Annotated in this window: 1 protein-coding gene; it reads left to right on the top strand. The window is 33.8% G+C overall.

Going from position 1 to position 1,394, the window contains the following annotated elements:
* Nucleotides 1–272: 272 nt before the first annotated feature.
* A complete protein-coding gene (locus tag CDZ78_RS17870) occupies nt 273–1,325 on the top strand; it encodes an ATP-binding protein (protein WP_087871193.1) in 1,053 nt (350 codons plus the stop codon).
* The last annotated feature ends 69 nt before the right edge of the window (nt 1,326–1,394 follow it).

The raw sequence follows: 1,394 nt of genomic DNA, 5'->3' as shown, positions 1-1,394 counted from the left end.
GGTTCTGTCGCAAAAAACCGAAAGCCACTATTATAAGGTTTAATCTCATCCCAAAAAGATTCACATGTTCAGCTAAAAATGGCGGTATTTTTTAAGGCATTATTAATCTGTATGCTAGGTGGTATATGACTTGAAAAGCTATCTGTCGAAAATTTAACGATAGGGTAAGCGAGATTTTATCTTGTATGAAATATTATTCATTAGCTGCATAAAACTAGGATATAGTCGGTTTTTACACTTTTTGCGACAGAACCCTTGGAAGTGGCAATACCTTGAGTAATGAGCTAATTTCTTTAGCTAGTTTAAAAGAGCATTATCATGAATATTCTATCAGCCAAAATAAAGAACAAATTGCTTTAGATAAAAATATAGACTTGCCATTATGGTTTAATTTTAATGAGCTGATAAATCGATATTTTGATGAAGCCATTGATGAGCAAGACAGCTCCAGTAATAGGCTAAGAGAGTTTGTTTCTACTCTTAGATTAAGGTTACAGTCTTATTTAACTGATGATCGTATTAGTGAGCCATTATTGTTGGGTAAAAATGAAGAAATACCACAAGCCTTAGCCAAATTTTTAGCCTTTATTCTAGGTGATACCTGTAAAATTTTCCAAGATAGTCAAGGCGATGAATTTACTACTTATTTTAAAAGTAAAATAAGTAAGGATGCTTTTGATAAATTAGATAAAGATAAACCAAGTCAAATTACTATTATTGATATGTCGCTATTACCTTACGATGTATTGGAAACAATAACAGGGTTGATAGGTCGGCTTATTTTGGAGTTCGTGTCACGTTTTGATGAATCTGAAAGGGGGAAAACACCAATTGTTATTGCACTCGAAGAAGCTCAAAATTATATTCCAGAAAAAAATAAAGGGGATCGAGTATCAGTTTCAAAGAAGGTTTTTGAGCGTATTGCTCGAGAAGGAAGAAAGTATGGAATATCGTTGTTAGTATCCAGCCAGCGCCCTTCAGAGCTATCTAAAACGGTATTATCTCAGTGCAACTCTTTTATCATTCATAGGTTGCAAAACCCGGATGATCAAAAATATATTAGACAACTGGTATCTGCAGCTAATGAAGATATTCTGAAACAATTACCGATACTCCCCCAGCAACATGCAATTGTTATGGGGGACGCAGTAAGAACACCTGTCCAAACAAAAATTAAAACAGCCGATCCAACCCCTAACAGTAATAATCCTGAGTTTATTTCTAATTGGTTAACTGAGCCTACTAATGATTTTCCTGATTATAGTGGGATAACTCAAGCTTGGGAGAAAGGAAAAAAATACACTAAAAGTGGAAAAAATAATTAACCAACAAGAAACTTGTATCTCTAGCTGAAGTTTCCCAATAATTATTTATGGTAAAATTGAAACTATGCT

It is taken from the genome of Bathymodiolus platifrons methanotrophic gill symbiont (assembly GCF_002189065.1).
GTDB lineage: Bacteria > Pseudomonadota > Gammaproteobacteria > Methylococcales > Methylomonadaceae > Methyloprofundus.
Note: the sequence above shows the minus strand (reverse complement) of the source record. Positions and strands in the feature narration are given on the sequence as shown.